The organism is Castellaniella denitrificans (genome assembly GCF_027214045.1).
In the GTDB taxonomy this organism is placed as follows: Bacteria; Pseudomonadota; Gammaproteobacteria; order Burkholderiales; family Burkholderiaceae_B; genus Castellaniella; species Castellaniella denitrificans_A.
In genome coordinates this window covers 232257-257877 of sequence record NZ_JAPWHE010000003.1, presented here as the reverse complement: position 1 = coordinate 257877, position 25621 = coordinate 232257, and the positions used below count along the sequence as shown (strand labels likewise).

Annotated in this window: 24 protein-coding genes; 6 read left to right on the top strand and 18 right to left on the bottom strand. The window is 69.0% G+C overall.

Features of this window, described 5'->3' with window-relative positions; translation table 11 throughout:
* Window positions 1-17 precede the first annotated feature (17 nt).
* Window positions 18-1229 (bottom strand): voltage-gated potassium channel protein, encoded by a 1212-nt coding sequence (gene kch, locus O4H32_RS07025; RefSeq protein WP_269357864.1) that lies wholly within the window; start codon window positions 1227-1229, stop codon window positions 18-20.
* 82 nt (window positions 1230-1311) lie between these two features.
* Here kch and O4H32_RS07020 point away from each other — a divergent pair, with 82 nt between their 5' ends.
* Window positions 1312-2205 (top strand): cation diffusion facilitator family transporter, encoded by an 894-nt coding sequence (locus O4H32_RS07020; RefSeq protein WP_269357863.1) that lies wholly within the window; start codon window positions 1312-1314, stop codon window positions 2203-2205.
* 41 nt (window positions 2206-2246) lie between these two features.
* Here O4H32_RS07020 and cadR read toward each other — a convergent pair whose 3' ends face one another.
* A complete protein-coding gene (gene cadR, locus O4H32_RS07015) occupies window positions 2247-2678 on the bottom strand; it encodes a Cd(II)/Pb(II)-responsive transcriptional regulator (protein WP_269357862.1) in 432 nt (143 codons plus the stop codon).
* A 90-nt stretch (window positions 2679-2768) separates the two neighbouring features.
* Between cadR and O4H32_RS07010 the strand changes: the two genes are divergently transcribed.
* Window positions 2769-5039: a heavy metal translocating P-type ATPase gene (locus O4H32_RS07010; protein WP_269357861.1), complete on the top strand. Its 2271-nt coding sequence runs from the start codon at window positions 2769-2771 to the stop codon at window positions 5037-5039.
* 29 nt (window positions 5040-5068) lie between these two features.
* A complete protein-coding gene (locus tag O4H32_RS07005; RefSeq protein ID WP_269357860.1) occupies window positions 5069-6004 on the top strand; it encodes a LysR substrate-binding domain-containing protein in 936 nt (311 codons plus the stop codon).
* A 23-nt stretch (window positions 6005-6027) separates the two neighbouring features.
* On the opposite strand, the gene O4H32_RS07000 is transcribed toward O4H32_RS07005, so the two are convergent.
* The 4 genes from O4H32_RS07000 to tkt form a co-directional block, all read right to left on the bottom strand.
* On the bottom strand, window positions 6028-6864 hold the full coding sequence (locus O4H32_RS07000) for a bifunctional allantoicase/(S)-ureidoglycine aminohydrolase (protein ID WP_269357859.1): 837 nt from the start codon (window positions 6862-6864) through the stop codon (window positions 6028-6030).
* Window positions 6865-6992: 128 nt separating this feature from the next.
* Window positions 6993-8189 carry a phosphoglycerate kinase gene (locus O4H32_RS06995; RefSeq protein WP_269357858.1) on the bottom strand — a complete coding sequence of 399 codons (1197 nt, stop codon included), beginning with the start codon at window positions 8187-8189 and terminating at the stop codon, window positions 6993-6995.
* 134 nt (window positions 8190-8323) lie between these two features.
* Window positions 8324-9334 (bottom strand): type I glyceraldehyde-3-phosphate dehydrogenase, encoded by a 1011-nt coding sequence (gap, locus tag O4H32_RS06990; RefSeq protein ID WP_269357857.1) that lies wholly within the window; start codon window positions 9332-9334, stop codon window positions 8324-8326.
* A gap of 12 nt (window positions 9335-9346) precedes the next feature.
* Window positions 9347-11392 (bottom strand): transketolase, encoded by a 2046-nt coding sequence (gene tkt, locus O4H32_RS06985; protein WP_269357856.1) that lies wholly within the window; start codon window positions 11390-11392, stop codon window positions 9347-9349.
* Window positions 11393-11538: 146 nt separating this feature from the next.
* Between tkt and O4H32_RS06980 the strand changes: the two genes are divergently transcribed.
* Window positions 11539-12261, top strand: a complete 723-nt coding sequence (locus O4H32_RS06980; RefSeq protein ID WP_269357855.1) for a 16S rRNA (uracil(1498)-N(3))-methyltransferase — start codon at window positions 11539-11541, stop codon at window positions 12259-12261.
* Between the two features lie 48 nt (window positions 12262-12309).
* On the opposite strand, the gene O4H32_RS06975 is transcribed toward O4H32_RS06980, so the two are convergent.
* The 4 genes from O4H32_RS06975 to O4H32_RS06960 all read right to left on the bottom strand — a co-directional run bounded on the left by O4H32_RS06975 (window position 12310) and on the right by O4H32_RS06960 (window position 17354).
* Window positions 12310-12771 (bottom strand): barstar family protein, encoded by a 462-nt coding sequence (locus O4H32_RS06975; RefSeq protein ID WP_269357854.1) that lies wholly within the window; start codon window positions 12769-12771, stop codon window positions 12310-12312.
* Window positions 12768-13973 (bottom strand): patatin-like phospholipase family protein, encoded by a 1206-nt coding sequence (locus O4H32_RS06970; protein WP_269357925.1) that lies wholly within the window; start codon window positions 13971-13973, stop codon window positions 12768-12770. Before O4H32_RS06970 ends, O4H32_RS06975 begins: the two co-directional genes overlap by 4 nt.
* A gap of 46 nt (window positions 13974-14019) precedes the next feature.
* On the bottom strand, window positions 14020-16314 hold the full coding sequence (locus O4H32_RS06965) for an NADP-dependent malic enzyme (RefSeq protein WP_269357853.1): 2295 nt from the start codon (window positions 16312-16314) through the stop codon (window positions 14020-14022).
* A gap of 134 nt (window positions 16315-16448) precedes the next feature.
* Window positions 16449-17354, bottom strand: coding sequence for a hypothetical protein (locus O4H32_RS06960; protein WP_269357852.1), 906 nt, complete (start codon window positions 17352-17354; stop codon window positions 16449-16451).
* 74 nt (window positions 17355-17428) lie between these two features.
* Here O4H32_RS06960 and O4H32_RS06955 point away from each other — a divergent pair, with 74 nt between their 5' ends.
* Entirely contained in the window at window positions 17429-18592 is a 1164-nt protein-coding gene (locus tag O4H32_RS06955) for a pyridoxal phosphate-dependent aminotransferase (RefSeq protein WP_269357851.1), read from the top strand.
* A 25-nt stretch (window positions 18593-18617) separates the two neighbouring features.
* Here O4H32_RS06955 and O4H32_RS06950 read toward each other — a convergent pair whose 3' ends face one another.
* Window positions 18618-19505, bottom strand: coding sequence for a lytic transglycosylase domain-containing protein (locus tag O4H32_RS06950; RefSeq protein ID WP_269357850.1), 888 nt, complete (start codon window positions 19503-19505; stop codon window positions 18618-18620).
* A gap of 80 nt (window positions 19506-19585) precedes the next feature.
* Between O4H32_RS06950 and O4H32_RS06945 the strand changes: the two genes are divergently transcribed.
* Complete coding sequence (locus tag O4H32_RS06945; protein WP_269357849.1) at window positions 19586-21130, top strand: UbiD family decarboxylase; 1545 nt, start codon at window positions 19586-19588, stop codon at window positions 21128-21130.
* A 31-nt stretch (window positions 21131-21161) separates the two neighbouring features.
* Here the strand turns inward: O4H32_RS06945 and O4H32_RS06940 are convergent, their stop codons facing one another.
* The 7 genes from O4H32_RS06940 to O4H32_RS06910 all read right to left on the bottom strand — a co-directional run bounded on the left by O4H32_RS06940 (window position 21162) and on the right by O4H32_RS06910 (window position 25619).
* Window positions 21162-21530 (bottom strand): hypothetical protein, encoded by a 369-nt coding sequence (locus tag O4H32_RS06940; RefSeq protein ID WP_269357848.1) that lies wholly within the window; start codon window positions 21528-21530, stop codon window positions 21162-21164.
* Window positions 21530-21973, bottom strand: coding sequence for a phage holin family protein (locus O4H32_RS06935; protein WP_269357847.1), 444 nt, complete (start codon window positions 21971-21973; stop codon window positions 21530-21532). The genes O4H32_RS06940 and O4H32_RS06935 overlap by 1 nt, the downstream gene beginning before the upstream one ends.
* Before the next feature lie 5 nt (window positions 21974-21978).
* A complete protein-coding gene (locus O4H32_RS06930; protein ID WP_269357846.1) occupies window positions 21979-22302 on the bottom strand; it encodes an ElaB/YgaM/YqjD family protein in 324 nt (107 codons plus the stop codon).
* A 132-nt stretch (window positions 22303-22434) separates the two neighbouring features.
* Entirely contained in the window at window positions 22435-23073 is a 639-nt protein-coding gene (gene upp / locus O4H32_RS06925; protein ID WP_269357845.1) for a uracil phosphoribosyltransferase, read from the bottom strand.
* A 93-nt stretch (window positions 23074-23166) separates the two neighbouring features.
* A complete protein-coding gene (locus O4H32_RS06920; RefSeq protein ID WP_269357844.1) occupies window positions 23167-23877 on the bottom strand; it encodes an ABC transporter ATP-binding protein in 711 nt (236 codons plus the stop codon).
* A complete protein-coding gene (locus O4H32_RS06915) occupies window positions 23878-24645 on the bottom strand; it encodes an ABC transporter ATP-binding protein (RefSeq protein ID WP_269357843.1) in 768 nt (255 codons plus the stop codon).
* Window positions 24642-25619: a branched-chain amino acid ABC transporter permease gene (locus O4H32_RS06910; protein WP_269357842.1), complete on the bottom strand. Its 978-nt coding sequence runs from the start codon at window positions 25617-25619 to the stop codon at window positions 24642-24644. The genes O4H32_RS06915 and O4H32_RS06910 overlap by 4 nt, the downstream gene beginning before the upstream one ends.
* Window positions 25620-25621 lie beyond the last annotated feature (2 nt).

The following is a 25621-nucleotide window of genomic DNA, read 5'->3' as shown; positions in this document are numbered from 1 at the left end:
TCAGCCCGAAAGCCCGGTCAGGCCGGATCGGGCGTCTTCTCGCCGAACAGCAGGCGCGTGATCAGCGCCTCGTCGATGGGCTCGCCGCTCAGGGTGCGGGCGAGGATCTCGCTGCCCAGCGCCTGCGGCGAAATCACGATGTCGGGATTCACCCGCCGGATCTTGGCCAGGTGCTGGGATGAATTCGCCAGGGCCACCAGTTTGGTGTCCGGGCCGCCGGCCTCGCGGCCCGCCATGACGATGAAGGCGTTCTCCGCGTCGTCCTGGCGCAGGGCCAGGACGTATTGCGCATGCGCCGCGCCGGCCTGCAGCAGCACACCGGTTTCCGAGGCGTCGCCCGCCAGCACGTCGGCATCGGCCGGATACGGATGGCCCTCGGCCGACGGGACGATGACCGTGACCTCGTGGCCGCGCTGGCGCAACGCGCCATACAGGCTCAGGGCCAGCGGGCCGACTCCGGCCAGGATGATGTGGTTCTTTCTCATGGAGCGTGGGTTCCTTCCGTGCATCAGCCGGCGGATGTTGCCGCCGATCAAGGGTCCGACCACGGCGCTGATCGACGTGGCGAAAACCGTGATTCCCAGAATGATGATCGAAATCGTGAACAGGCGCGCCGCGTCGGTCTTCGGGCCGATGTCGCCATAGCCCACGGTGGACATGGAAACGATGGAGAAATACAGCGCCGTGACCGGGTCGCGCACGGGCGGAGAGAATTCCTCGCCCAGGTACAGGACGCCAAAGACCGCGTAGACCAGGAGGCTGGCCACGCTGAGCGCGGCGAACAGGCCGCCCGCCGTCAGGCTGGCCCGGTCGAAACGGCGCCAATAGCCGATCAGCGCCCCGGCCAGCACGACCGTGTAGACCAGCAGGCCGAGGTGACCCCGGCCATGCCACAAGGACACCGTGCCCACCGCCGCGAGCAACAGCAGCGTGATCGTCCAGGCGATGCGGGCGCGATACAGCAGTCCGATCGCCATCACCTGCACGCCCAAGCCCAGCATCAGGCGCGACAGCTGCGCGATGCCGCCCGAATCCAGAAAGGCCGCGATGCCCGCGCCGTCATGGATCTGCAGGGTCTGCAGCAGGCCCTGGCTGCCGATGGCCTGCCAGAGCGGCCGCATGAACAGGTAGCCGTCGAGCGCGACCAGCACGGCGATCAGCCAGTGCCAGGGAAAACGATGCATCAGGCGCGCACCGCGCGCCAGGACGGAATGAAAAGGGAACCGCATGCGGACCGCGATCCTTTGGAGCTTGCCGGGCTTTCAGTGTACCGTGCGCTTTCGCCGGGGTTGTCGCCGTATACTTGCGGGCATGTCATCCCTGCCCGATACCCGCATCGAGACGCCGGACCGCCAGGCGGCCGCCCGGCGCAGCACCTGGGTGAGCGTCTGGGTGAACCTGCTGCTGACCGCCGCCCAGCTGGCGGTCGGGCTGTTCGCCCAATCCCAGGCGCTGGTCGCCGACGCGATCCACTCCTTGTCGGACCTGGTCTCCGACGGCCTGGTGCTGTTCGCCAACAAGCACAGCGCCAAGGGTCCGGACGCCGACCATCCCTACGGACACCTGCGCTTCGAGACGGCCGCCACGCTGGGCATCGGCATGCTGCTGGCCGCCGTCGGCGTGGGCATGCTGTGGGGCAGCTTCCAGCGCCTGCAGGCCCCCGAACTGATTCCCGTGGTCCACCAGGCCGCCCTCTACACCGCCCTGCTGGCCCTGCTCTCGAAGGAACTGCTGTTCCGCTACCTGCTGCGCGTCGCCCACCGGGTGCGCTCGACCCTGCTGGTGGCCAACGCCTGGCATGCCCGCTCGGACGCGGCCTCGTCCCTGGTGGTGGCGCTGGGCGTGGGCGCCAATCTGGCGGGCCTGCCCCTGGCCGACCCCCTGGCCGCCCTGGTGGTGGGCCTGATGATCGTGCGCATGGGCTGGAAATTCTCCTGGCAGGCCTTCAACGATCTGGTGGACCGGGCGGCCGACGCCGGCACGGAACGCGCCATCCGCGAACGGATCCTGGGCACGCCCGGCGTGCAGGGCATCCACGACCTGCGCACCCGCAAGATGGGCGACATGATCTGGGTGGAAGTCGACATCGAAATGGATGGCAAGCTGACGATCGAGGCCGGCCACGCCATCGCCGTCGAGGCCCGGCGCCGCGTCATGGCGGACCTGCCGGTGCTGGATGTGATGACGCACTTCGACCCCGTCTGACACGGGCGGGCGGCCGGCTCCCGGCCCGCCCCGGGTCCCGGTCAGCCCAGGTGCGTGCCGCGCGCCGGTCCTTCGGCCGTCTCCATGCGCGCCAGTCCCTGCACGATGCCGCAGGCGTCCACCGGTTGCTCGACGCGGCATTGTTCTCTCAGCCCGACCAGTTGACGCTGCAGATCCCGCAACTCGCGCAGACGCACATCGACGTGCGCGATGTGTTCGTCCAGCAAATGATTGATCGCACCGCAGTCCCGGGCGGGATGGTCGATCATGTCCAAAAGCGCCCGGATCTCGTCGTGCGCCATGTCCAGTCCCCGGCAATTGCGGATGAAGCGCAGCCGTTCCAGGTGGGCCGGACCGTATTGCCGGTAGTTGCCCTCGCTGCGGGCGGGCGCGGGCAGCAGGCCGGCCCGCTCGTAGAAGCGGACGGTCTCGGGGGCGCAGCGGGCGGCGCGGGCCAGTTCGCCGATCTTCATGCGGGATCCTCCTGGCATGTTCGGGTGGCTTGACCTTGTAGCGACTACAAGGTGTGTACTGCCATCATAGATCGCAGCACAGGAACTGTCATGCCTCAAAACGCCGCTCACGATGCACACGGACACGCCGCCTCCGTCCATGGCCATGCGCACGACCATGCCCGTGCGCCGGCCCCGGCCTGCTGTCACGGCAGGGATGACGATCATGCCCCCGCGCACGGCGGACAAGGCCCGGAGGCCGATCCCCTGGCGCCCCCCACCGCGCAGGGCGCCGACCTGCGGACCGAACTGCGCATCCTGCAGATGGACTGCCCCACCGAGGAAGCCCTGATCCGCAAATCGCTGAGCGCCCTGCCCGCCGTGCGCTCGCTGGACTTCAACCTGATGCGGCGCGTCCTGACCGTCGTCCATGCGCCCGACGCGCTGGAATCCATCCTGCAGGCGATCCGCGCGCTGGGTTTCTCGCCCGAACAGGCCGGCGCGGCCGAACCGGCGGCCGAAGCGGCCGAAACGTCCGGATCCTGGTGGCCGCTGGCGGCCTCGGGCGCCGCCGCCCTGGCCGCCGAGGCCGCCCACTGGACCGGGGCGCACTGGGCCGTCCCCGCCATCCTGGCGCTGCTGGCCATCGCGGGCTGCGGCCTGGTCACCTATCGCAAGGGCTGGACCGCGCTGCGCCACGGCCAGTTGAACATCAACGCCTTGATGAGCATCGCCGTCACCGGCGCGCTGATCCTGGGTCAATGGGCCGAGGCCGCCATGGTGATGGTGCTGTTCACCTTGGCCGAACGCATCGAGGCGCGCTCGCTGGACCGCGCCCGCCGCGCCGTGCGGGGCCTGATGCAGCTTGCCCCGGACCGGGCCTCCGTGCAGCAGGCCGACGGCAGTTGGCGCGACACCCCTGCCAAAACCGTGTCCCCGGGTGACTTGGTGCGCACCCGTCCGGGTGAGCGCATCGCCCTGGACGGACAGGTCGAATCGGGCCGCTCGGCCGTGGACCAGTCCCCCATCACCGGTGAAAGCCTGCCCGTGGACAAGACGGCCGGCGACCCGGTCTACGCCGGCACCATTAACGGCACGGGCGAACTGCACTACCGCGTCCTGGCGAATGCGGGTGAATCCACCCTGGCGCGCATCATCCGCGCCATCGAATCCGCACAATCGGCGCGCGCGCCCACGCAGCGCTTCGTGGACCGTTTCGCCCGCATCTACACCCCGCTGGTGGTGCTGCTGGCCGTGGCCATCGCCGTCCTGCCGCCCCTGCTGGGCCTGGGCGGCTGGTATGAATGGGTCTACAAGGCGCTGGTCCTGCTGGTGATCGCCTGCCCCTGCGCCCTGGTGATCTCGACGCCGGTGTCCATCGTCAGCGGCCTGGCGGCGGCGGCCCGCCACGGCGTCCTGGTCAAGGGCGGCGTCCATCTGGAACAGGGCCGCCTGCTGCGCTGGATCGCGCTGGACAAGACCGGCACCGTCACCCATGGCCGCCCCGCGCTGACCGACGCGGTGGCGCTGGATGCGACCGATCCCGCGCGCAGCCATGCCGTGGCCGCCGCGCTGGCGGCCCGTTCGGACCATCCCGTCTCGCGCGCCGTGGCGCAGGGCCTGGACACCGGTCCCGCCGCGCCGGTCGAGGCCTTCGAGGCCCTGGCCGGACGCGGCACCCAGGGCCTCGTCGACGGCAGCCCGCACCTGCTGGGCAATCACCGGCTGATCCACGAACGCGGCCTGTGCTCTGCCGACCTGGAGGCCCGACTGGAAGCCCTGGAGCGCGAGGGCAAGACCGTCGTCCTGCTGGCGGACGAACACCGCGCCCTGGCGCTCTACGCCGTCGCCGACACGATCAAGCCCGACAGCGCTGCCGCGATCCGGGCGCTGCACACGCTGGGCGTGCGCACCGCCATGCTCTCGGGCGACAACCCGCACGCCGTCGCGGCCATCGCGGCCCAGGCCGGCATCGACCGCGCCGAAGGCGGCCTGCTGCCCGAGGACAAGCTGCGGATCGTCGATGGCCTGGCCGCTCCGGGCATCTCCGTGGGCATGGTGGGCGACGGCATCAACGACGCGCCCGCCCTGGCGCGCGCCAACGTCGGCTTCGCCATGGGCGCGATGGGCACGGACGCCGCGATCGAGACCGCCGACGTCGCACTGATGGACGACGATCTGCGCAAGATCCCCTGGTTCATCCGGCTGTCGCGCGCCACCCACCGGATCCTGGTGCAGAACATCGTCATCGCCCTGGGCATCAAGGCGGTGTTCCTGGTCCTGACGATCGCCGGCCTGGGCACGCTGTGGATGGCGGTGTTCGCCGACGTGGGCGCCAGCCTGCTGGTGGTGGGCAACGGCCTGCGCTTATTGAGACGATGAATGTCGAGGCCATGAATGCGGGATAATCCATGCATCACACGGATGGCGACATGGAATCCCGCACGAAACCCGATGGGCCCAACCGGCCGCTCCTGGACCCGGACCTGCTGAAGGCGATCGTCGCCGTGGTGGACTGCGGCGGCTTCACCGCCGCGGCGGCCCGCCTGCACTCCACCCAGTCCACCGTCAGCCAGAAAATCCGCCGGCTCGAGGAACTGGTCGGCCACCGGCTGCTGGACCGCGGCGGCCGCGAGATCCTGCCGACCGACGCCGGCCAGGCGTTGCTCGGCCACGCCCGCCACCTGCTGGCGTTGAACGACCAGATCCTGGACGTGATGGCGGGCGCCGCGGTCGCCGTCACCGTGCGGCTGGGCGTACCGGAGGACTTCGTCGCCAGCCGCGCGACACAGGTCCTGGCGGATTTCAGCCGACGCCACCCCCAGGTCAAGCTGGAAATCACCAGCGGCCTGTGTTCCGGGCTCGTAGCCCGCTACGACCGGGGAGAACTCGACCTGATCCTGGTCAAGCAGCGCCGCCACAGCCGGGCGGCCGTCGCCTGCAAGCCGGAAACCCTGGCCTGGATCGACAGCGCGCGGCATCCATGCTTCCAAGTCGACCCGGTGCCGCTGGTGACCTTTCCGCCCCGGGGCCTGTACCGGGAGGACATCATCCGCGCCATCGAGGCCATGGACCGGAGCTGGCGCATCGCCTATACCTGCTCCAGCCTGCACGGCATCCAGCACGCGGTCGCCGCCGGCCTGGGAATCAGCCTGCTGCCCCTGCGGACCGTGACCCCGGACCATGCCGTCCTCGGGCCCCGCGAGGGCCTGCCGGTGGTCGACGACTACGAAATCGTGCTCCTGCACCGCCCGACGGCGGACGACACGGTCCGGGCGCTGGCCCGCGCGCTGGCGGACCTGCTCGACGAGGAAGGACACAGGACGGTCCCCGGCGGACTGTCCTGAGCCGGACGGATCCGGGCCGCCTCTCAGCGCCCCAGGCCGCCCAGCGTCAGGGGCGCATGGCGGTTGACGTCCTTGTACAGCAGATAGCGGAAAGGACCGGGGCCGCCGGCGTAGCAGGCCTGCGGGCAGAAGGCGCGCAGCCACATGAAGTCGCCCGCCTGGACCTCGACCCAGTCCTGGTTCAGGCGGTAGACCGCCTGGCCTTCCAGCACGTACAGGCCGTGCTCCATCACGTGGGTCTCGGCGAACGGAATGATGCCGCCGGGCTGGAAGGTGACGATGTTCACGTGCATGTCGTGGCGCATGTCGGCCATGTCCACGAAACGCGTGGTGACCCAGCGGCCCTCGGTGCCCGGCATGGCGATCGGCTCGACGTCCTGCTCGTTGGTGACGAAGGCTTCGGGCGCGGGCACGCCGTCCACGGCCTGGTAGCGCTTGCGGATCCAATGGAAGCGGGCGGCGGCGGCGCTCTGGTTGCGCAGGGCCCAGTCGGAAGCCGGCGGGATGAAGGCATAACCGCCCGGTTTCAGGACGTGTTTCGCGCCCGCCAGGGTCAGTTCGATTTCGCCCTCGACGACGAATAGCACGCCTTCGGCGTGCGGATCCTGCTCGGGCCGGTCGCTGCCGCCGCCCGGGCCGACCTCGACGATGTACTGGGAAAAAGTTTCGGCGAAGCCCGTCAGCGGACGCGCCAGCACCCACAGGCGGGTGTTGTCCCAGAACGGCAGATGGCTGGTGACGATGTCGCGCATCACGCCCTTCGGGATGACGGCGTAGGCTTCGGTGAACATCGCGCGGTCGGTCAGCAGATCGGTCTGCGGGGGGTGGCCGCCGTGCGGCGCATAGTAAGTCCTGGACATGGAAACTCCACGGTTGGTGCGTTGCGGCCCCCTGCGCGGAGGCCGTGTATCGGGTGATCCGGAAGCGGATGCCCCACCTTACCGGCCAGCCGTGGTATTTTCCAATTAAATATTGGAATCCTGATTATTCATTTTTCGGATGCCCCGCGTGCCTGCAAGGCGGCGACCGCAGGCAAGGTCTTGCCTTCCAGGAATTCCAGGAAGGCGCCGCCGCCGGTCGAGATGTAGCCGACCCGGTCGGCAATGCCGAATTTGGCGATCGCCGCCAGGGTGTCGCCGCCCCCGGCGATGGAAAAGCCATCCGATTCCGCGATCGCCTGGGCGATGACCCGGGTACCGCCGGCGAAGGCCTCGAACTCGAACACGCCGACCGGCCCGTTCCAGACGATGGTGCCGGCCTTGCGCAGTTGGTCGGCCAGCGCCGCGGCCGTGCGCGGCCCGATGTCCAGGATCAGGTCGTCGGGACCGACGTCGGCCGCGTCCTTGACGGTGGCCGGGGCGTCGGCGGCGAAGGCCGTCGCCACCACCACGTCCACGGGAATCGGGACTTCGACGCCGCGCGCCTTCATGGCGTCCATGACGGCCCGGGCCTGATCGACCTGGTCGGGTTCGGCCAGCGACTTGCCGATGGGCAGGCCGGCGGCCAGCATGAACGTGTTGGCGATGCCGCCGCCCACGATCAACTGGTCGACCTTGTCGGCCAGGGACTGCAGGATGGACAGCTTGGTGGAGACTTTCGAGCCGCCGACGATGGCCGCCATCGGCCGGCGGGGGGACCGCAGCGCCCGGCCCAGGGCATCCAGTTCGGCTTCCAGCAGCGGGCCGGCGCAGGCCACCGGCGCATGGCGGGCGATGCCTTCGGTCGTGGCCTCGGCGCGATGCGCCGTGCCGAAAGCGTCGTTGACATAGACGTCGCACAGCGCGGCCATGCGGCGGGCCAGTTCGGGGTCGTTCTTCTTTTCGCCGGGATTGCAGCGGCAGTTTTCCAGCAGCACCACCTCGCCGGGCGCCACGTCCACGCCGCCGACCCAGTCGGCGACCAGCCGCACCGGCCGGCCCAGCAGTTCGGCCAGGCGTTCGGCGACGGGACGCAGGGTATCGTCCGGGCCGACCGTGCCTTCCTTGGGGCGGCCCAGGTGCGAGGTCACCATCACGGCGGCGCCCGCGTCCAGCGCCAGCCGGATCGCCGGCACCGAGGCCCGGATGCGGGTGTCCTCGGCGACATGGCCCTGTTCCAGGGGCACGTTCAGGTCGGAGCGGATGAAGACGCGCTTGCCCTTCAGGGCGCCGGACTGCGCCAGGCCGGTGAGTGTCTGTATGGTCATGGAAGATTGCCTCGGAAGTGGGTTCAGGGGCGAAACGCCCAGGCTCCGCGCCTGGCCGGAGCGCCCGCCGTCGAGCGCTGCGGATACGACGCGGGGCGGGTTGCCCCGCCCCGCGTCGCAATGCGCCGGATGCCTTATTTGGCGGCCATCAGGGCCACCGTGGTGTCGAGCATGCGGTTGGAGAAACCCCACTCGTTGTCGTACCAGGAACCGACCTTCACCAGATTGCCGGACACCTTGGTCAGCCCGGCGTCCACCGTGCTGGAAGCCGGATCGTGGTTGAAGTCGACCGATACCAGCGGTTCGGTGGTGTAGGCCAGGATGCCCTTGAGCGGACCTTCGGAGGCGGCCTTGAGGATGCCGTTGACTTCCTCGACCGTGGTTTCACGCGCGGCCACGAAGGACAGGTCGACGATGGACACGTTGATCGTGGGCACGCGGATCGCGTAGCCGTCGAGCTTGCCGTTCAGTTCGGGCAGCACCAGACCCACCGCGGCGGCGGCACCCGTCTTGGTCGGAATCATGCTCTGCGTGGCCGAACGCGCGCGGCGCAGGTCGGAATGGTAGACGTCGGTCAGCACCTGGTCGTTGGTGTAGGCATGCACCGTGGTCATCAGGCCGTTGACGATGCCCAGTTGCTGGTGCAGCGGGTGGACCAGCGGCGCCAGGCAATTGGTGGTGCACGAGGCGTTGGAGATGACCGTGTCGGAGGCCTTCAGGACCTGGTGGTTGACGCCGTAGACGATGGTGGCGTCCACGTCCTTGCCGCCCGGAGCGGAGATGATGACCTTTTTCGCGCCGCCCTTCAGGTGGGCCGAGGCCTTTTCCTTGGAGGTGAAAAAGCCGGTGCATTCCAGCACCACGTCCACGCCGAGTTCGCCCCAGGGCAGCTTGGCGGGATCGCGGTCGGCCAGCACGCGGATGCGGTCGCCGTTGACGACCATGTAATCGCCGTCGACCTCGACCGTGCCGGGGAAGCGGCCATGCGCCGTATCGTAGCGGGTCAGATGGGCGTTCGTCTTGGGATCGCCCAGGTCGTTGATGGCGACGATCTGGATGTCGTGCTTCTTGCCGTCTTCGTAGTGGGCACGCAGGATGTTGCGGCCGATGCGGCCGTAACCGTTGATGGCGACGCGGATGGTCATGAAGGAGCTCCTTTACAAAATCTGCTCGACGGCGGCGGCCACATGGTCGGCCGTCAGTCCGAAATGCTTGAACAGTTCACCCGCGGGGGCGGATTCGCCGTAGGTGTCGATGCCCACGACGGCGCCCGTCGTGCCCACGTATTTGTACCAGGTCGCCGTGCCGCCCGCCTCGACCGCCACGCGCGGCAGGCCCGCCGGCAGCACCGAGTCGCGCCAGTCGGCGTCCTGGGCATCGAAGACCTGGGTGCAGGGCATGGAGACCACGCGAGTCGCCACGCCGCGCGCGGCCAGGCGGTCCTGGGCCTGCAGGGCGAGTTCGATCTCGGAACCCGTGGCGATCAGCACGGCGCGCGCGCCCACCATGTCGCGCAGGACGTAGCCGCCCCGCGCGATGGCGTCGGTGGTGGCGGCATCGCGCGCCACGAAGGGAAGGTTCTGGCGCGAGAGCAGCAGCGCCGAGGGTCCGCCGGCGTGGACGGCCATGCCCAGGCTGGCGGGGCGCGCCAGGGCGCATTGCCAGGCGACCGCCGTTTCGGTCGTGTCGCAGGGGCGCCAGACGTGAAGGTTGGGGATCAGGCGCAGGCTGCCCGCATGCTCGATCGACTGGTGGGTGGGGCCGTCCTCGCCCAGGCCGATGGAATCGTGGGTGAAGACGTGCACCACGCGCTGCTTCATCAGCGCCGCCATGCGCAAGGCGTTGCGGGAATAGTCGGAAAAGGTCAGGAAAGTCCCGCCGAAGGGCAGGTAGCCGCCGTGCAGGGCGACGCCGTTCATGATCGCCGCCATGCCGAATTCGCGCACGCCATAGTTGACGTGGCGCCCCGACCGGGGGCCGCCGGGCGCGCGGCGCACGGGCTCGACGCCTTTCCAGTCGGTGAAATTGGAACCGGTCAGGTCGGCCGAGCCGCCCAGCAATTCCGGCAGGATTTCCGCGAAGGCGGCGATGGCCTGCTGCGAGGCCTTGCGCGACGCGATGGATTCGGCCTTGTCCTGGGTGGACAGCACAAAGGCGCGGGCGCGCTCGGCGAAATCGGCCGGCAGTTCCCCCGCCATGCGGCGGCACAATTCGGCGGCCAGTTCGGGGTGGGCTTCCGCATAGCGATCGAAACGCGATTGCCACTCGGACTGCAGGTCGGAGCCGCGGGCGCGGGCATCCCAGTACTGGTAGATTTCGCGCGGGATCTCGAAAGGCGGATGATTCCAGCCCATGGCCTTGCGCGCGGCGGCGATTTCGTCGGCGCCCAGGGGCGCGCCGTGGACTTTCTCGGTGCCCGCCTTGGTCGGGGCGCCGCGGCCGATCACGGTGCGGCAGCAGATCAGGGTCGGCCCCCGGCCGTCGGCGGCGTGCGCCCGGGCCTGGACGATGGCGGCGTCGATCGCGTTCATGTCATGGCCGTCGACGCCGCGCAGGACGTTCCAGCCATAGGCTTCGAAGCGCGCCGGGGTGTCGTCGGCGAACCAGTCCCGGACCTCGCCGTCGATGGAGATCCCGTTGTCGTCGTAGAACACGATCAGGCGCGACAGGCCCAGGGTGCCGGCCAGCGAGCAGGCCTCGTGGGAGATGCCTTCCATGAGGCAGCCGTCGCCGACGAAGGCGTAGGTATCGTGGCCGATCAGTTCGTGCCCAGGGCGGTTGAATTCGCCCGCCAGCAGCGATTGGGCGAGCGCCATGCCGACGGCATTGGCCAGGCCCTGGCCCAGCGGACCGGTGGTGGTTTCGACGCCCGGCGTGACGCCGACCTCGGGATGGCCCGGCGTGCGCGAATGCAGTTGGCGGAACCGGCGCAGTTCATCGATCGGCAGGTCGTAGCCGGTCAGGTGCAGCAGCGCATAGATCAGCATCGAGCCATGGCCGTTGGACAGCACGAAACGGTCGCGGTCGATCCAGGCCGGATCGGCCGGATTGTGGCGCAGGTGCCTCGTCCAGAGCACGTGGGCGATGTCGGCCATGCCCATGGGCGCACCGGGGTGCCCGGAATTGGCTTGTTGGACGGCATCCATGGCCAGGACGCGAATGGCATCGGCCATGGACGGATCGGGGGCGGGCAAGGCGCTCATAGGGGTCTTGGGGGCAAGCGCTGCACGACCGAAGCCATGGCCTCACCGCATACAGAATCACAAAGCCAGGGATTTTACCACCCAGACCGATCCGGTTTATATTCCACGGCATCCGCACCATGGTCATTGCCGGACCGCACACCGTCATGTCGCCTCCCCGCTTCTTCTGCGAGACCCCGCTGGCCACCGGCGGGCGCATCGAGCTGCCGGCCGCCCTGGCGCATCACGCGCTGCGCGTGCTGCGGCTCGCGGACGGCGTGCCCATCGTCCTGTTCGACGGCCGGGGCGGCCAATACTCCGCCATGCTGCGCATCGAGGGCCCGCGCGCCCTGGCCGAACTGGGCCCGCACGAAGCCGTCGAAAGCGAACTGCGCGGCCGGCTGATCCTGATCCAGGGCCTGGCCTCGGGCGACAAGATGGACTGGATCGTGGAAAAGGCGGTCGAGCTGGGGGTGACCGAGCTACGCCCCGTGGCCGCCGAACGCAGCGTCCTGCGCCTGTCCGGCCCCCGCCTGGACAAACGCCTGGATCACTGGCGCGCCATCGCCCGCTCGGCCAGCGAACAATGCGGCCGCAACCGGCTGATGGCCGTCCACCCGCCCGCGCCGCTGGCGGCCTGCCTGGAAACGGTGGACGGCCCGGCGCTGTTCTGCCACCCCGACGGCCCTCTGGATTTCCGCGCGGCCCTGGCCGACGTGCGCGACAGCCTGACGCTGATGGTCGGCCCCGAGGGCGGCTGGTCGCCCGATGAGCTCACCCTGGCGCGGCGCCGGGGCCTGGCGGGCGCGAGATTCGGCGCCCGGGTGCTGCGCACCGAAACCGCCGGCCTGGCGCTGGCGGCGGCGGCCACGGCCCTGCTGGACTGGTAGCAAAACGGCGCCTGACGGCGCCGTTTTTTTGCTGCCTTCGCGGGGAAATCAGGATTCCTCGCGGCCGGAATACGGCGTGGGGTCGACCCCCGGCTCGGGCGCGGGATGCGCCCCGGCGTGCTGGATGGCATAGGCGAAGCGGCGTTCGTTATTGTGGCCGAATTCCACCACGTCGTCGCACACGGCCTGGATGGCCCGGGCGTCCTCCGACAGGGCCGGATCCCCGGAATGCAGATGCCGGAACCACAGGAACAGGCCTTCTTTCTGGTCCGTCAGGGTATCGCACAGGCCATCGTACAGGGCGTCCAGGTTGCCGCCGAAATATTCCGGGTAGTCGATGGCCTTGACCACGGCCCGCAGCACGGCGGAACGGTTGCGCGCGCGGTCGCAATCGACGACGAAAGCGGCCAGACCGGCTTCGGACGCGGCCGCGAGGGCTTCCTGCTCGCTCACCGCCCGGGCATCCACCACACCCTGCGTGAGCATTTTTTTTATCTGGGCCGGACTCATGCGGACCACTCCTTGAAAAAAGCGATGACTTTCTCTGCCTGACTCAGGCTGTCTGCCCTGCCCAGATCGATCAGGCTGCGAGTGTAGCCGGACTCGAACAACAAGTAGGACGCCAGCGCGCCGCCTCCCGGCTCGATTTTGCGCGGCGAAACGCCCAACACGCGAAACAAGGTGCGCACGGCGCCCGGCAATTCATCCAGATGCTCCAGCGCCAGTTGGTCCAGGGACCGGCTGGGCGCGATCATCAGGGTGTGGATGGGTCGCAGTGAATCGCTTTTTAAACGATTTGCCGGGATTCGTGCAAGCAGCGCATTGATCCGCTCCATGCGTTCCATGTCCATGGACACGCCGTCCAGGAAAATGTTCGACAGCGTGTGGCCCGCGACCTGGGCCAGATTGGGATACGGCGGGTCCAGTCCATGGCTGTCGGGGCTGGTTTCGTCGCGGTAATTGGTGCCGATCACGAAGACGCGCTCGGCCCCCAGATGAATGGCCGGACTGATCGGGGCGAGCTGGCGCATCGACCCGTCCCCGCACCAGAGCGTGCGGCCGCCCATCAGGATGGCGCGGGCGGGAAAGACGAAGGGAATGGCGCTGGAAGCCATCAGGTGGTCCACGCCGATGGAGCACGCCACGGCCCGGCGCAAGGTGCGCGACCAGGGCTGGATGCGCCGCCGGGCCTGGTAGAACGTCAGATGCTCGCCGGTGGTGTAGGCGGTCGCCGTGATGGCCAAGGCGCTCAGATGGCCGCGTTCCAGATTGGTGCCCAGACGGGAAAAATTGAGCGCATGGCCGAGCAGGCCGCACAAGGGTTCGTTGTCCAGCAGGGAATGCGGCGCGTAGCGGGACAGTTGCGGCCGGATCCAGCCCAGGCTCAGCATGCCCAGCCATTGCAGGCCGGTGTGCATCAGCCGCACGGCGTCCGAGTAATAGATGTCCCGGGTGTGCAAGGACTGCCACAGGCCGCACAGATGATCGATGGCGCGATGCGGCTGATGGGCGCGGCAGGCCAGCGCGGCGGCGTTGATGGCCCCCGCCGAGGTGCCGCAGACGATGTCGAAGGGATTGGGGAAGCCTGGGCGGCGTTCCGGGTCCAGCAGTTCCAGCACACCCGCCAGCACGCCGGCCTGGTAGGCGGCGCGGGCGCCGCCGCCGGTCAGGACCAGGCCGACCCTGGGCCGGCCGGCCGCCCTGCCGGCCATCACGCCGGAGGACGCATCGGGGGCTGGCCGATCGTCCGGCACTTTCCTATGCGTGGCGGGGCTTGTTGGCATCGACCACGGTCAGCGCGGTCATGTTGACGATCCGCCGCACGGTGGAACTGGAGGTCAGGATATGCACCGGCGCGTTGGCGCCCAGCAGGAACGGCCCGACCGCCACGTTGCCGCCCGCCGCCGTCTTGAGCAGGTTGTAGGCGATATTGCCGGCGTCCACGTTGGGACAGATCAGCAGATTGGCCTCTCCATGCAAGGTGGTGGATGGCAGGATGCGCTCGCGCAGCGCCGGGTCCAGGGCGCAGTCGCCGTGCATCTCGCCATCGATTTCCAGGCCGGGGTCGCGTTCGCGCACCAGGGCCAGGGCCTGGCGCATTTTCTCGCCGGAGGACGAACTGCCGGTGCCGAAATTGGAACGCGACAACAGCGCGACCTTGGGCTCGATGTTGAGACGGCGCATTTCGGCCGCCGCCATCAGGGTGATCTCGGCGATCTGGGCCGCGTCCGGGTCGTCGTTGACGTGCGTGTCCGCCAGCGCCACGGTGCGTTCCGCAAGGAGCAGGATGTTCATGGCCGCGTAGGTGCGGGCGCCGGGCTGCTGCCCCAGTACCTCGTCGACGAAACGCAGGTGGTTGCCGTAGGACCCCACCGTGCCGCAGATCATGCCGTCGGCGTCGCCCAGGCGCACCATCATGGCGCCGATCAGGGTCAGGCGACGGCGCATCTCGACCCGCGCCATTTCCTTGGTGATGCCCCGGCGGCACATCAGTTCCCAGTACGTGGTCCAGTACTGGTGGAAGCGTTCGTCGTGCTCGGGGTTGGTGACCTCGACGTCGACCCCCAGGCGGATGCGCAAGCCGTATTTCTCGATGCGGTCGGCCAGCACGGCGGGACGGCCGATGAGGATGGGCTTGGCCAGACGCTCGTCCACCACGATCTGCACGGCGCGCAGCACGCGCTCGTCCTCGCCCTCGGCGAAGACGATGCGCGCCTTGCCGCCTTCGCGCACCATGGCGCGCGCCGCCGAGAACAGCGGCTTCATGAAGGCGCCGGAATGGTAGACGAACTGTTCCAGCTGGCCCGCGTAGCCTTCCAGGTCCGCCAAGGGCCGGGTCGCCACGCCGTCGTCCATGGCGGCCTTCGCCACGGCGGGGGAAATCCGCACGATCAGGCGCGGATCGAAGGGCTTGGGGATGAAGTAGCTGGGCCCGAAGGACACGTCGTACAGGCCGTAGGCCGCCGCCACGACGTCGTTCTGTTCTTCGCGCGCCAGCTTGCAGATCGCCATGACGGCGGCCTTTTCCATGCCGCGCGTGATGGTGGTCGCGCCCACGTCCAGCGCCCCGCGGAAGATGTACGGGAAGCACAACACGTTGTTGACCTGGTTCGGGAAATCGGACCGCCCCGTGGCGATCACGGCGTCGGGCCGCGCCGCCAGCGCGTCGGCCGGCAGGATTTCCGGATTGGGGTTGGCCAGCGCCAGCACCAGCGGGCGTTCGGCCATCTTCTCGACCATATGGGGCTTGAGCACCCCGCCGGCCGACAGGCCCAGGAACACGTCGGCGCCGCCGATGATGTCGTCCAGCGTGCGCGCGTCGGTCTGCTGCGCGAAATGGGCTTTCTTTTCGTCCATCAGGACCGTGCGGCCTTCGTAGACCACGCCCTCGATGTCGGACACCCAGATGTGTTCGAGCGGCAGCCCCATGTCCATCATCAGATCCAGGCAGCCCAGGGCGGCCGCGCCGGCGCCGGAGACCACGACCTTGACCTTGGAGATGTCCTTGCCGACGACTTCCAGGCCGTTGATGAAAGCCGCGGTCACGCAGATGGCGGTGCCGTGCTGGTCGTCGTGGAAGACGGGGATGTTCATGCGCTCGCGAAGTTTCTGCTCGATGTAGAAGCATTCGGGCGCTTTGATGTCTTCCAGGTTGATGCCGCCGAAGGTGGGCTCCAGGCCCGCGATGATGTCGACCAGCTTGTCCGGATCCTGTTCGTTGATCTCGATGTCGAACACGTCCAGGCCGGAGAATTTCTTGAACAGCACGGCCTTGCCTTCCATCACGGGCTTGGAGGCCAGGGGGCCGATGTTGCCCAGGCCCAGCACGGCCGTGCCGTTGGTGATGACGCCGACCAGGTTGCCGCGCCCCGTGTAGCGGAAGGCATTGTGGCTGTCGGCGACGATCTCCTCGCACGCGGCGGCGACCCCGGGGGAATAGGCCAGGGCGAGATCGCGCTGATTGGAAAGCTGTTTGGTGGGGGTGACCGAGATTTTCCCGGGACGGCCGTGCTCGTGATATTCGAGCGCCGCGGCGCGCAAGGATTCGTCCATGTTGAGGCAGCCTTGATACGTAATGGAAAATAAACAGGTGTGCTGCCGGCCATTCTAGCCGCTTGCGCGGGCGGGCGGTATGGCGCGGGACGCATGCGGACCATATGGGGGAAAGCCCGCAGCCGGGCGGACGGTCAGAACTGCTGGCCCTGTTCCGGAAAGACACCGTCGGGATCGAACAGGGCGCGCACGGCGAGGTCCGTGTCCCCCGCCGCGTCGCCCGTGCCCGGCCGGCGTCCGTAGCGCTGTTCGTAGGGCCGCTCGGACGGAGCCCCGGCGCGTTCGTCGAACACCAGCCATTCGACCCAGCCCAGTTCGCCGCCGTGGCCCAGCAGCAGATGGGCCAGATTGATGGTGCGCCCGTCCAGCGGCCGCAGGGCGTCCAGCCGGTAGCGCCCGTTCCAGAGCGCATCGTCCCGCGCGCCGTCGGTGCCCGGCGCCGAAGCAAGCTCGAACAGGCGCGGGATCATGCCCTGGACACGCAGATTGTCCAGCGGCTTGCGGTTGTCCACACCGAAGGCGCCCAGATTGGCCTGCGTGCCGTCGGCCAGCAGCACCAGCGCATGCGCCAGGCCGCTGGAGGCCGTGTCGCCGCGGTCCCAGTCGCAACCGCGCCGGTCGGCCAGCCAGGCCGCCACCGTCAGATGCGGCGGCTGGTCGCGGAACTGAGGCAATCCGGCCTGCTCCAGGTCGCCGATGAGGCAGCCGGGCTGCACGAACCAGCGCGGATCGTCCGGCCCCAGACGCTCGCAGCGGGCCATCGCGGCCCCCGGTTCGATCCACAGCACGGGGCCGTCGTCCAGCCGCGCCGCCGACGGCATGCCGTCCAGGGCCAGCGTGACGCCGTGTTCCACGCACAGGGACCGGGCATGATAGACATCCTGCATGTGGCCCGGCACCAGCCGGGCGCTGCCCGCCTCCGTGGAAAAATCGTGCACCGCGCCCTGCGCGGCGCGGCGCAGGCGGGCGAGGAAGGTTTCCCAGGGTGATCGTTCCGTGCGGCGGCCGACCAGGAATGCGCGGCGCGAGGAGGACTGCATGGCGGGGCTCCGGGGACGGGGGCTAGGAGACTACAATCGGGCTTTCTTTCCGAACAGTATCGCAGGGTTGCACGATGGTCCGACTGGCCGACAGAACCGAACGCACGGCGCCATTTTACGCCGTGGAAGTCCTGAAACAGGCCCAGGCGCTCGCGGCCCAGGGGCGCGACATCATCAGCCTGGGGATCGGCGAGCCCGATTTCACCGCCCCCGCGCGCGTACTGGAAACCCTGAACCGGGCGGCCGACGCCGGCCTGAGCGGCTACACCGCGCCCGCCGGCATTCCGGCGCTGCGCGAGGCCATCGCCCACTATTACGGCACGCACTTCGGCGCCACAGTGGACCCGGCCCGTGTCCTGATCACCTCGGGCGCCTCGGGCGCCCTGCTGCTGGCGGCGATGGCCCTGGTCGATCCGGGCGACGAAATCCTCATGCCGGACCCGTCCTATCCCGCCAATCGCAACTTCATCACGGCGGCCGGCGGGATCACGCGCCTGGTGCCGACCACGGCGGAACACCGCTACCAGTTGCGCCCCGAGGACATCGACGCCCACTGGGGCCCGGCCACACGCGGCGTGCTGATCGCCTCGCCCAGCAATCCCACCGGCACCTCCATGCCGCGCGAGGCCCTTCGCGCGCTGATCGCCGCCGTGCGTGCGCGCGGCGGCTTCGTCATCCTGGACGAGATCTACCTGGGTCTGTATTACGACGAGCCGCCGCAAAGCGGCCTGACGCTGGACGACGACCTGCTGATCATCAACAGCTTCTCGAAATACTTCCACATGACGGGCTGGCGCCTGGGCTGGCTGATCGCGCCCGACACGATGATGCCCGCCCTGGAACGCCTGGCCGCCAGCCTGGCGATCTGCGCCCCGGCGCTGGCCCAGCACGCGGCGCTCAGCTGTTTCGAGCCCGAAGTCATGCAGGTCTACGAACACCGGCGCCTGTCGTTCAAGGAACGCCGCGACTTCCTGCTGCCCGCCTTCGAACGGTTGGGGCTGCGCGTGCCCGCCGCGCCGGACGGGGCGTTCTACATTTTTTCCGACATCCACGGCCTGGGGATGGACAGCGCGGCGTTCTGCCACCGCCTGCTGCACGAGGCCGGGGTCGCCGCGGTGCCTGGACTGGATTTCGGCCAGGCCCATGCGCAACGCACCGTGCGCTTTTCCTACGCCACCGGCCTGGACCGCCTGCACGAGGCCATCGACCGGATGGCGGCGTTCCTGGGAAACCGCTAGCACCCCGCCGGAACGTGTCCGGGATTCAGTTCTTGGGCGGGATCCCCGAGGCCAGAGCGATGCGGCGGCGTTCGGCCAGCACACGCGCGCCGTAACCGCCATCGCTGGGTCCGGTCGCACCGACGTAGCACGCCAGGCCGCCCTCCAGGCTGCCGCGCCGGCGGATGCAGTCCGCCAGGATCTGGGCCCCGACCCGGATGTTGACCACCGGATCGAAGACCGCCGCCGGCCCCCCGCTGGGCCGCAGCTTGGCCCGATGCACGCTGGTCATGACCTGCATCAGGCCCTGGGCGCCCACGGAACTCTCGACGAAGGGGTTGTAGCGCGATTCGATGGCGATCACGGCCAGCAGCAGTTGCGGGTCCAGCTTGCGTTCGCGGCCGACGTCGAAGACCGTCCGGATCAGGGCGCCGGCCACGCTGCTGGCGATACGGTATTTGCGCGACAGATAGCTGCGCAGGGCATGCGCCTGTACCTGGGTCACACCCTGGATCGGCTGGTCGCGCAGACTGGCGGCCAACGCGGCGGAAAACCCCATGCGCCCGGTCCCCGTCCCGCCGTCCTGGCCGGTCGTGCCCGCCTGGCCGGCGTCCGCCGCGTCGGCGTCGCCGCCAGCCGGTTCGGCGGATGGAGCGCCCGCATCCGGCGCCCCGCCCGCGGGGGACGGCGGCGCCCAGTCCTGCAGATCGCCCTCGTCATCGGGCGCATAGCCGCCCCCGTCGGCCTGGAACATCGCCAGGACGACTTCATGAAGCTGTTGCGACTGCTGGCGCATGGACGGCAGCACCAGGCTCAGGCCCAGCGTGGTGAGCACAGCCAGTCCCAGGTAGATGGCACTGACGTGGACGAACTCGCCCACGGGCCGCAGCACGGCGCGCACACCATGCCGCAGCCGTTCAGGAACGGACCGCATGGGCACCTCCGGAAACCGTCCGGGCAAGGGGAATGGTAATCTTGGGCACGACACCACTGTAACCGATCGACGATCACGCCGTGAAATACCGCGACCTCAGAGACTTCATCGCCCAACTGGAACGCCAGGGCCAGCTCAAGCGCATCGCGCACCCCGTCTCCACCGCCCTGGAAATGACCGAAATCAGCGACCGGGTCCTGCGGGCCGCCGGCCCCGCCCTGCTGTTCGAACATCCGGTGCATGGCGGCCAGGCCTGCGGCACCCCGGTGCTGACCAATCTGTTCGGCACCCCGGGGCGCGTCGCCTGGGGCATGGGGGCGCAAGACGTCTCCGCCCTGCGCGAGACCGGCGAACTGCTGGCTTCGCTGCGCGAGCCGACGCCGCCCCAGGGCATGCGCGACGCCCTGTCCAAGGTCTCCATGCTGAAATCGGCCTTGTGGGACATGAACCCCCGGCAACTGCGCAGCCCGCCTTGCCAGGAAGTCGTCGTCGAGGCCGGCGACGTGGACCTGAACGCCCTGCCCCTGCAAAGCTGCTGGCCGGGCGACGTGGCGCCGCTGCTGACCTGGGGGCTGGTGATCACGCGCGGGCCGCGCGCACGCCGCCAGAACCTGGGCATCTACCGCCAGCAGTTGATGGGCCGCAACAAACTCATCATGCGCTGGCTGTCGCATCGCGGCGGCGCGCTGGATTTCCGCGACCACGCCCTGGCGCGTCCCGGCGAACCCTTCCCGATCGCGGTGGCGCTGGGCGCCGATCCCGCCACCACGCTGGCGGCCGTCACCCCCATTCCCGACAGCCTGTCGGAATACCAGTTCGCCGGCCTGCTGCGCGGCTCGCGCACGGAAGTCGCCCCCGCGCTGAGCAGCGGCCTGTCGGTGCCGGCCCACGCCGAGATCATCCTCGAAGGCCACATCCTGCCGGCCTCCGACCCGCGCGCGCGGCGTCCCGACGTGCCCGAAGGCGTCTCCCCGCCGCCGGACACCGGCTATGAGATGGCCCTGGAGGGCCCTTACGGAGACCACACCGGCTACTACAATGAACAGGACTGGTTCCCGGTCTTCACGGTCGAGCGCATCACCCATCGGCGCGACCCCATCTACCACAGCACTTACACCGGCAAGCCGCCTGACGAGCCCGCTGTCCTGGGGGTGGCCCTGAACGAGGTCTTCGTGCCCTTGCTCAAGCGCCAGTTCCCGGAAATCGTCGATTTCCACCTGCCGCCCGAAGGCTGCAGCTACCGGCTGGCCGTGGTGTCGATCCGCAAGCAGTACCCGGGCCACGCCAAGCGCATCCTGTTCGGTCTGTGGAGCGTGCTGCGCCAGTTCATGTACACCAAGTTCATCGTGGTGGTGGACGAGGACATCGATCCCAGGCAGTGGCCCGAGGTCATCTGGGCCATGACCACGCGCATGGACCCGGTGCGCGACACCCTGCTGGTGGACAACACGCCGATCGACTACCTGGATTTCGCCTCGCCCGTCTCGGGGCTGGGCGGCAAGATGGGGCTGGACGCGACCAACAAATGGCCCGGCGAAACCCAGCGCGAATGGGGCCGGCCGATCCAGATGACGCCCGAGGTCAAGCGGCGCGTGGACGACATGTGGGGGGCGTTGGGCTTGTAAAGCAACAGGCGCCCACCGAGCCTCCTGCGATTCACGGATCGGTTTCGCGGCTCCGGCGCTTGCCCAACCACACCAGGCCGGCGATCAGGGCGGTCTTCAGTGCGATGCCGCGCCGCCGACGGTTGGTCACCACCGAGGTCAGCAAGGACAGCAGCACGGGATAACGGCGCAGGGCCTGCAGCCCGCCGCCCAGCCAGCCCAGCCCGATCGACCCCAGGCGGTCGCGCGCCTGGGCGGCCAGGGCCTCGGGCCGCAATTCACCGGCCAGCCGGCAGGCGCCGCGCCTGACGGCCAGACGTTCGTACCCGGCGCGCATGCGCAGCAGTTCGATGCGCAGGCGGCGGTCTGCGGCGGATTCTCGCTTGGGGCGGCCTGGACGATCTCCGAGACGTGTGCTCATCAATCCCCCTTGCGGCCTTCGTCCACGTCGCGGCCTGCATGCCGCTCCGATTCGTCTGGCACAGGGCCGTCCGCAAGGACGGCCCTGAGACCCGCCTCATCCTCGCGCAGCACCTCGACCGTCACGGAGAACGGGTCGGGATCGTGTTTCAGGCGATGGATCAGCCAGGCGGCCAGACCCGTACCCAGCGCCGCATACAGCAGCGCCAGCAGACCAAGGGCCAGGTAACGGTATTCGGTCGGCCAGAAGATCAATGCCAGGGCCAGCGTGGCCACCAGCAGCGCAAGCGTCAGGAAGACCGCCGCCGCCAGAAGCGCCGCCAGGCGGCGCAGCAGACGGTCGCCCGCGTCGCGGGCCTCCAGGCCCAGAAGTTCCAGACGCGTGCCCCCCAGGGCCGCCACCTGGGCGGCCAGGTCGGAGAACGCGCGGCCGAGCGGTCCCATCCGGATCAGCGACGGGACAGCAGCGCGCCCAGGAGCAGGCCGGCCACCCCGGCGATGCCGACGGCCTTCCAGGGATTGGCCTGGACGTATTCGTCGGTATCATGCGCGACCTTGCGCCCCTGCTCCATCAGGCTGGCCTGGGTTTCGGACAGGGCCTCACGGCCCTGGTCGAGCGCGCTCAGCGCCCGGGCGCGCAGGTCGGCGGCCTTTTCGCCCGTCGCGTCGGCGGCCTCGCGCAGGAGTTTTTCCGCCTGGTCCAGGCTGGATTTCAGGTCTTCGATCAACGCATCCCCCGCAGATTGCGTGGCGATTTGCTTGCGAGTGGCCATGGACAGCTCCTGTGAAAGGGAATGATGAGCCTTCATCCTACCCGATCGGGGAAAACCCGATGTATCAAAACATCAGAAAACTGACGGAAGTCAAAGATGATACAGGGGCCGGGCAACGGTCCTTCCGTGTCCTCAGTCGGTCTTCTGGCGTGTGCCGAAAATGCGGTCCCCGGCGTCGCCCAGGCCGGGAATGATGTAGCCGTTCTCGTTCAGGTGATCGTCGATGGACGCGGTGTAGATGTGCACGTCCGGATGGGCGCGTTCGACGGCGGCGATGCCCTCGGGCGCGGCCACCAGCACCAGGGCGCGCACGGTGCGGGCGCCGGCCTGCTTGAGCATGTCGATGGTGGCCACCATCGAGCCGCCCGTGGCGAGCATGGGATCGACGATCAGCGCCAGGCGCTGGTCCAGCTGGCCGACGAGCTTTTCCAGGTAGGGCTGGGCCTGCAGGGTTTCCTCGTTGCGCGCGATGCCCACGGCGCTGACCTTGGCCCCCGGAATCAGCGTGAGCACGCCGTCCAGCATGCCGATGCCGGCGCGCAGGATGGGCACCACGGTGACCTTTTTGCCGGCCAGTTTCTCGACGTCGACCGCTCCCGCCCAGCCGGCGATGCGGGCCGGCTCCAGCGGCAGGTCCTGGGTGGCCTCGTAGGTCAGCAGGGCGCCGATTTCCTGGGCCATCTCGCGGAAATTCTTGGTGCTGAGGTCCGCCCGCCGCATCAGGCCCAGTTTGTGGCGGATCAAGGGGTGGCGGATTTCATGGATGGGCATGGCGGTTCGGCGTCAGGAACAGAATGAACTGAAGTGTAACTCGCCGGACGGCGACAAAGCCGCGCCGCGGCGGCGGACGCGGGTGCATCCGGGTCAGACCCCGATGTAGCGCTGCCATAGTTCGGGGCGGTCGGCCAGCGCGGCCGAATCGCCCTGCCAGACGACCCGGCCGTGCTCGATGAGGGTGTGCCGGTCGGCCAGCCGCACCAGGCGCCGGACATACTTGTCGATGACGAGGATGGCCTGCCCCTGGCTGCGCAAGGCATCCAGGCAACGCCAGATTTCCTCGCGGACCAGCGGGGCCAGGCCTTCGGTGGCCTCGTCCAGGATCAGCAAGTGCGGATTGGTCATCAAGGCGCGGCCGATGGCCAGCATCTGCTGCTCGCCGCCCGAGAGCTGGCCGCCCATATTGGCGGACCGTTCGGCCAGCCGGGGGAACATCGCCAGCACGCGCTCCAGCGTCCAGGGATCGGCGCTGGCATTTCGATGGGCGGCGAAGGCCAGCAGATTTTCCCGTACGGACAGGTTCGGGAAAATCTGGCGCCCTTCGGGCACGACGGCCAGGCCCATGCGGGCGATCCGGTCCGGCGCACGCGATTCGATCCGCTCCCCCAGGAAACGGATCGTGCCGGCCCGCGCGCGCGTCAGGCCCAGGATGGAACGCACCGTCGTGGTCTTGCCCATGCCGTTGCGGCCCAGCAGCGTGGCGACTTCCCCCGGTCCGATGGCCAGGTCGATGCCGAACAACACCCGGCTGTCGCCGTAGGTGGTCTCCAGGCCTTCGACTTCCAGCAAACCGCCCATCTATGCCTCCCCCTGTTCGTCGCCCAGGTAGGCGCGCCGGACTTCAGGATGGCCCTGGATTTCGTCCGGGGTGCCCGTCGCGATGACCCGGCCGGACACCAGCGCCGAAATCCGGTCCGCCAGACGGAAGACGGCGTCCATGTCGTGCTCCACCAGCAGCATGGTGTGTTCGCCGCGCAGACTCCGCAGCAGCGCCACCATGCGTCCGGATTCCTCGGCGCCCATCCCGGCCAGCGGTTCGTCGAGCAACAGCAGGCGGGGCCGCAAGGCCAGCACCAGGCCGATTTCGAGCTGGCGCTGTTCACCATGAGACAGCGCACCGGCGATGCGATCCTGGCAAGCGGCCAGCCCCACCCGCTCGGCCACGGATGCGGCGTCGGCATAGCGTTCCCGCTCGGCCCGCGCCGGCCGCCAGAATCCTAGGCCGCCGCCGTCGCGCGCCTGCACCGCCAGGGCCAGATTGTCCAGCACCGACAGGCGCCGGAACACACTGGTGACCTGGTAGGAGCGCACCAGCCCCCGATGTACGCGCGCGTGGATGGGCAGCGCCGTGATGTCTTCGCCCGCGAAGCGGATCGTGCCGCTGGTCGGCGCCAGTGCGCCGGACAATTGGTGGATCAACGTGGTCTTGCCCGCGCCGTTGGGGCCGATCAGCGCATGCAGTTCACCGGCGCGGATCGTCAGGCTGGCCTGATCGGTGGCCACCAGCCCGCCGAAACGCTTGACCAGCCGGTCGGCGCAGAGGATTTCCATGGGGGCCGGCGTCATGGCGCGCCCCGGCGGCGCACCAGGCTCATCAGCCCGTTGGGCGCCACCAGCACCACGGCCAGCAGCAAGGCGCCCAGGCCGAACTGCCAGTGGATGGTGTAGGAGGACACGATTTCCTCGATCAGCAGGAACGCCGCCGCACCGGCCAGACCGCCATACAGATGGCCGACGCCTCCCAGGATGACCATGACCAGCAGGATGCCGGACTGGCTCCATTGCAGCAGGGACGGACTGACGAAACCGCTCTGGTTGGCCAGCAGGGCGCCGGCCAGCCCGGCGATGGCGCCCGCCAGCGTGAAGGCGATCAGCTTGTGGCGATAGACCGCGAAACCCAGCGCGGCCATGCGCGTCTCGTTTTCGCGGATCGCCTGCAGCGCGTGGCCAAAGCGCGCATTGAGCAGCCGGGCCAGGCAGACGAATACGCCGGCGCAGATCGCCAGCACCACGAAATAGAACTGCACATCGTCGGACAGGTCCAGGCCCAGCCCCGGATCGGAACGCGTCGCCAACGAAAGCCCGTCCTCGCCGCCGTACTGCTTGAGCGATACCATCAGGTAGAACAGCATCTGCGCGAACGCCAGCGTGATCATGATGAAATACACGCCCTGGGTGCGCAGGCTGACGAGCCCGATCACGAAAGCGAACAGCCCGCCGACGAGCAGCGCCGCCGGCCAGGCAACCCAGGCCGACGCCATGCCGGCCTGCATCAGGATGCCCACGGTATAGGCGCCCATGCCGACGAACGCGGCATGGCCGAAGCTGACCATGCCGCCGAAGCCCAGGATCAGGTTGAGGCTGGTCGCCGCCAGGGCGAAGATCAGGATGCGGCTGGCCACGCCGATGTAGAAGCCTTCGTCCAGCGCCAGGGCGGCAAAAGGCAGCAGAGCCAGCAGAAGCAGCAGCGGTACGGCGCTGCGGGCGCGCAGCGCATGATCCAGCAGCCCCGGAGACCCATGTCGCGGAAAATGCGCCATCC

Bases quoted from the DNA above. Each gene is read 5' to 3' on its own strand.
- O4H32_RS06915 (WP_269357843.1), bottom strand. From the start codon at position 24,645: ATGACGCCGGCCCCCATGGAAATCCTCTGCGCCGACCGGCTGGTCAAG.
- O4H32_RS06940 (WP_269357848.1), bottom strand. From the start codon at position 21,530: ATGAGCACACGTCTCGGAGATCGTCCAGGCCGCCCCAAGCGAGAATCC.
- O4H32_RS07020 (WP_269357863.1), top strand. From the start codon at position 1,312: ATGTCATCCCTGCCCGATACCCGCATCGAGACGCCGGACCGCCAGGCG.
- O4H32_RS07010 (WP_269357861.1), top strand. From the start codon at position 2,769: ATGCCTCAAAACGCCGCTCACGATGCACACGGACACGCCGCCTCCGTC.
- O4H32_RS07005 (WP_269357860.1), top strand. From the start codon at position 5,069: ATGCATCACACGGATGGCGACATGGAATCCCGCACGAAACCCGATGGG.
- O4H32_RS06970 (WP_269357925.1), bottom strand. From the start codon at position 13,973: ATGGCCGGCAGGGCGGCCGGCCGGCCCAGGGTCGGCCTGGTCCTGACC.
- O4H32_RS06960 (WP_269357852.1), bottom strand. From the start codon at position 17,354: ATGCAGTCCTCCTCGCGCCGCGCATTCCTGGTCGGCCGCCGCACGGAA.
- O4H32_RS06965 (WP_269357853.1), bottom strand. From the start codon at position 16,314: ATGGACGAATCCTTGCGCGCCGCGGCGCTCGAATATCACGAGCACGGC.
- kch (WP_269357864.1), bottom strand. From the start codon at position 1,229: ATGCGGTTCCCTTTTCATTCCGTCCTGGCGCGCGGTGCGCGCCTGATG.
- gap (WP_269357857.1), bottom strand. From the start codon at position 9,334: ATGACCATCCGCGTCGCCATCAACGGTTACGGCCGCATCGGCCGCAAC.
- O4H32_RS07000 (WP_269357859.1), bottom strand. From the start codon at position 6,864: ATGTCCAGGACTTACTATGCGCCGCACGGCGGCCACCCCCCGCAGACC.
- O4H32_RS06950 (WP_269357850.1), bottom strand. From the start codon at position 19,505: ATGCGGTCCGTTCCTGAACGGCTGCGGCATGGTGTGCGCGCCGTGCTG.
- O4H32_RS06935 (WP_269357847.1), bottom strand. From the start codon at position 21,973: ATGGGACCGCTCGGCCGCGCGTTCTCCGACCTGGCCGCCCAGGTGGCG.
- O4H32_RS06995 (WP_269357858.1), bottom strand. From the start codon at position 8,189: ATGACCATACAGACACTCACCGGCCTGGCGCAGTCCGGCGCCCTGAAG.
- O4H32_RS06930 (WP_269357846.1), bottom strand. From the start codon at position 22,302: ATGGCCACTCGCAAGCAAATCGCCACGCAATCTGCGGGGGATGCGTTG.
- O4H32_RS06980 (WP_269357855.1), top strand. From the start codon at position 11,539: ATGTCGCCTCCCCGCTTCTTCTGCGAGACCCCGCTGGCCACCGGCGGG.
- upp (WP_269357845.1), bottom strand. From the start codon at position 23,073: ATGCCCATCCATGAAATCCGCCACCCCTTGATCCGCCACAAACTGGGC.
- tkt (WP_269357856.1), bottom strand. From the start codon at position 11,392: ATGAGCGCCTTGCCCGCCCCCGATCCGTCCATGGCCGATGCCATTCGC.
- O4H32_RS06920 (WP_269357844.1), bottom strand. From the start codon at position 23,877: ATGGGCGGTTTGCTGGAAGTCGAAGGCCTGGAGACCACCTACGGCGAC.
- O4H32_RS06910 (WP_269357842.1), bottom strand. From the start codon at position 25,619: ATGGCGCATTTTCCGCGACATGGGTCTCCGGGGCTGCTGGATCATGCG.
- O4H32_RS06955 (WP_269357851.1), top strand. From the start codon at position 17,429: ATGGTCCGACTGGCCGACAGAACCGAACGCACGGCGCCATTTTACGCC.
- cadR (WP_269357862.1), bottom strand. From the start codon at position 2,678: ATGAAGATCGGCGAACTGGCCCGCGCCGCCCGCTGCGCCCCCGAGACC.
- O4H32_RS06975 (WP_269357854.1), bottom strand. From the start codon at position 12,771: ATGAGTCCGGCCCAGATAAAAAAAATGCTCACGCAGGGTGTGGTGGAT.